Origin of the sequence: Nostoc sp. FACHB-152, assembly GCF_014697475.1 — a bacterium.
Lineage (GTDB): Bacteria > Cyanobacteriota > Cyanobacteriia > Cyanobacteriales > Nostocaceae > Nostoc_B.
The window spans coordinates 1-3,319 of the sequence record NZ_JACJRV010000178.1; the positions used below are offsets into that span (position 1 = coordinate 1).

The window sequence follows — 3,319 nt, forward strand, 5'->3', positions numbered from 1 at the left end:
ATACCCTTAAACGGCTACCCATACCTTTGTTACCGTGCTTGATACATCGACTTTATTTACTTATCTTCACACAGTTTGGTTTTTTTATGTCGTTCTACTTATGGCTGGAAAATGTAGTCAATTGACACTTTTTATCCTATTGGTAGGACAGATAGGTGCGCTAGGTTTTTTAGTAGTCAAGTTTTAACGAACTGTTGGTTGCAACCTGTGTACACTCAGCAGTAGTGAAGATCGGCGATCGCACTTCTAGATAAATTCTGGCTATCACTTGAGGAAAATGAAGCATAATGCAATGGCTGAACGAACCTGCCCAATGGTCACAAACTGCTCATCAAGTCTCTTTGACAACTAACTCAAAAACTGATTTCTGGAGAAAAACTCATTATGGCTTCATTCGAGATAATGGTCACTTCTTTTACCAAACACTCAGCGGTGATTTTACAGCAGAAATAAAAATTACTGGGCAGTATCAGGTGTTGTATGACCAAGCTGGACTCATGGTACGCGAAGATGAAACTACTTGGCTCAAGTGTGGAATTGAGTATGTGGATGGGGTTCAAAATGTCAGTGCTGTCGTGACGCGAGATTTTTCAGACTGGTCTGTAATTGGTCTTTTGCAGTCTCCAGAATCTCTGTGGTTGCGAGTACAACGTCGAAAAGAAACAATTGAGGTGCAGTATTCCTTAGATGGTCAACACTACCACTTGTTGCGCCTAGCATACCTGACTGGATCTGACACGTTACAAGTTAGTTTAATGGCAGCATCTCCACAAGGAGACAGGTGTAGAATTGTTTTTGAAGATTTCACAAAATTACTCAATCTTAGAAACGGTTGATGCAGTCAAAGAGTTTCTCTCAGCCCTCACTTCGGATGAGAGATGGGGGGTGATGGTGCAAATGGAACAGACTCAACCCCAGATGTTGGGTCAATTGGTGGCACAGGCTCCCGATTGGGTAAAATGGTTGGGGTGAGTTGCACCTGTTGAGGAGCGAGCGCACGAGAGTCAGCTACTTTAGACTCATTTCCCTGAATATCAGCTGATTTTGTCAATAATTTTTAAGAACTTAACTAATTTCAGAAATACAAAAGAATCAGCCTGAAGTAATTTTCAAAATTTCTCAATCAATAGATTTTGTATTTAGTTCATGAGTGACTCTGCATCACGATATCTCCGGTTGGATAACGGCTAGTTTCAGACGATTCCAACGTCACGAATAACGCAGAGATACCTGTGTCATAAAAGTCGGCAGGCATCCAAAACTTATTTAGCACCTTTCCCTGGGGGTTAATTTTCACAGTACCACAGGGAATCTTTTCGCCATCAGCGATCGCCCAAAGTCGATATACCTTACCTGTGGGTGGAGCCATCAGATTTTGCACGACTAGAATTCCTTGCCGTTGTCCTAAATTCACAACAAAGCTACCCGCCGCAGTATTTGACGCATCCACAGCCTTGAGAGAGAAAAGTTGCGTCTTCTCCTGTTGCAGTAAGGTATTGATGTCACCAGCTATGCTCAAACCTTGTCGCAAGCGATAGTTATCTATTCCTAAACACAGAATCAGGAGTGCCGCGACACTACCCATAACGGCATACCAGAAGAGTCGAGGCTGTTTGTGTCGGGAGGTCAGTGGAGTGGTAGTAGCTTTTGCCAGGATGGCATTCCGGAGATGGGGAGGGGGTTCAACGCTGTTTAAGTCACGAGCCACCTGATCTAAGACCTCTTGCAACTGATTCACTTGTGCCACCAATGCCGGATTTTCGATCAGCAGTTGCTCGAAAGCTGCGACTTCAGCGCGATCAAGGTCGCCCACTACATAGCCTGCTGCTAAGGTTTCGATTGCTTGAGGGGTGAGAGGTTCAGTCATAACCTTAGTCAATTGAGTCCCGTAAAAGTTGCTTCAGTTTCAGGAGTCCCTGGCGAGTCCAGCTTTTGACGCTTCCCAGGGGTTTATGCAGTTGTTGGGCAATTTCTGATTGGCTTAGTCCGGCATCATACGCCAGTTCGATCACCTGCCGTTGCTGATCACTAAGCTGGGTCAATGCCTGCCGCACTTGCTGCGATCGCTCATTGAAAACAGCCTGCTCAATCGGAGTATGGGCTGCTGGTGCAGCAGTGACGTTCTGCCCCCAACGTTGCACCAAATTAAGGGTGCGACTGCGCGATCGCAGTTTGTCAATCGCCCGCGATCGAGTCATGACAATCAGGTAGCGCATCAAATGACCGTGTTTAGCAGAGTCAACTGGGCGCTGCCATAAGGATAGAAAAATCTCCTGAGTCAGGTCTTCTGCTTCCGGCTGGCTTTGCAACACTTTCAGCGCCACTCCATACACCACGCTGCCATAGCGATCATAGAGGCACCCTAAGGCTGCTGGAAGATGTGCCTTCAAGTCATCCAAGAGTGCGGCATCACTCTTGGATGACAGTTCTGATGAACGGTGATCAGGAGAACTTAGATCCATAGATTCAGGTGAATAGACCAAGGCTAATTTAGGAGCAAAAATGCCTAATGCATCTTGCAACGTGAGTGCCAATCCTGATTTCACAACTTGTTTTGAGTATAGAGCAAACTTACTTTCATCTTTAAAACGATTGGTGAAGCTAATTGGATGAGCGTAGCCTCAAAATTTTGTAGAAGTGGATTATTTTGTTTTAATTTCTCAAGATTAGCTCGCACCTCAAACCAAACGAGCCGTGAACATCAGCCAGTGAGGGCATTTGAAGAATTTAAATCCAAAATTGATTCCCAATCGTCTTAAAGGTAGAGAGAAGTAAGTAACCCAATTAGCATTCTTTTCAGGCATAAGTTGCAACTAAATTTCTGAAATCACGCTAATTGCTTACCTGCCCACTCCTACAGCTTTTAAAACTGGGCATTACACTGCAATGTCCCAACGAAATTTATATCGTCAAGGGAGCAAAATTCTTCTTTAGCTGGTCATAATTTTGCACCTTTGGCAGTTTGGATTCAACCAATTTGCCTGAAAGTTTGTGCTGCATCCAAGCATTGAAGGTCTGTAAAACCGCTGTAGCTAAACAACTAATCAAAGAGGTAATTCTATGCGAGGCTCTATTTCTACGATGTTAACAACACTGCTTGTGTGCGCTGCCATTTTACCTGCTGCGGCGCACACACAAACCGCACCAACCAGTTTCAATCCCTACGTGGCAAAGCAACTTTCTACAAACCAGCTTAATTCGTTTAATCTGGCTTCTTTAGGAATGCGGATTAAATAGAATCCAGAATTATGTCACCTGTGGTTTAGCAGTGTAATTCCATTGCGGCAAATAATCATCAAACACAATTTCCATCGTTTGC

At 44.3% G+C, this 3,319-nt stretch carries 5 protein-coding genes; 2 read left to right on the forward strand and 3 right to left on the reverse strand.

What is annotated here, in order from left to right:
* The first annotated feature begins 287 nt into the window (after positions 1–287).
* Entirely contained in the window at positions 288–836 is a 549-nt protein-coding gene (locus tag H6G76_RS36320) for a DUF1349 domain-containing protein (RefSeq protein WP_190711030.1), read from the forward strand.
* Between the two features lie 26 nt (positions 837–862).
* On the opposite strand, the gene H6G76_RS36325 is transcribed toward H6G76_RS36320, so the two are convergent.
* The 3 genes from H6G76_RS36325 to H6G76_RS36335 form a co-directional block, all read right to left on the reverse strand.
* Positions 863–1,051: a hypothetical protein gene (locus tag H6G76_RS36325; protein WP_190711031.1), complete on the reverse strand. Its 189-nt coding sequence runs from the start codon at positions 1,049–1,051 to the stop codon at positions 863–865.
* 93 nt (positions 1,052–1,144) lie between these two features.
* Complete coding sequence (locus tag H6G76_RS36330) at positions 1,145–1,867, reverse strand: anti-sigma factor domain-containing protein (RefSeq protein WP_190711032.1); 723 nt, start codon at positions 1,865–1,867, stop codon at positions 1,145–1,147.
* Positions 1,868–1,871: 4 nt separating this feature from the next.
* The gene (locus tag H6G76_RS36335) at positions 1,872–2,546 is read right to left on the reverse strand and encodes a sigma-70 family RNA polymerase sigma factor (RefSeq protein WP_313934905.1); all 675 of its coding nucleotides are present in this window, start codon (positions 2,544–2,546) and stop codon (positions 1,872–1,874) included.
* Positions 2,547–3,060: 514 nt separating this feature from the next.
* Between H6G76_RS36335 and H6G76_RS36340 the strand changes: the two genes are divergently transcribed.
* Positions 3,061–3,237 (forward strand): hypothetical protein, encoded by a 177-nt coding sequence (locus tag H6G76_RS36340; protein ID WP_190711033.1) that lies wholly within the window; start codon positions 3,061–3,063, stop codon positions 3,235–3,237.
* The last annotated feature ends 82 nt before the right edge of the window (positions 3,238–3,319 follow it).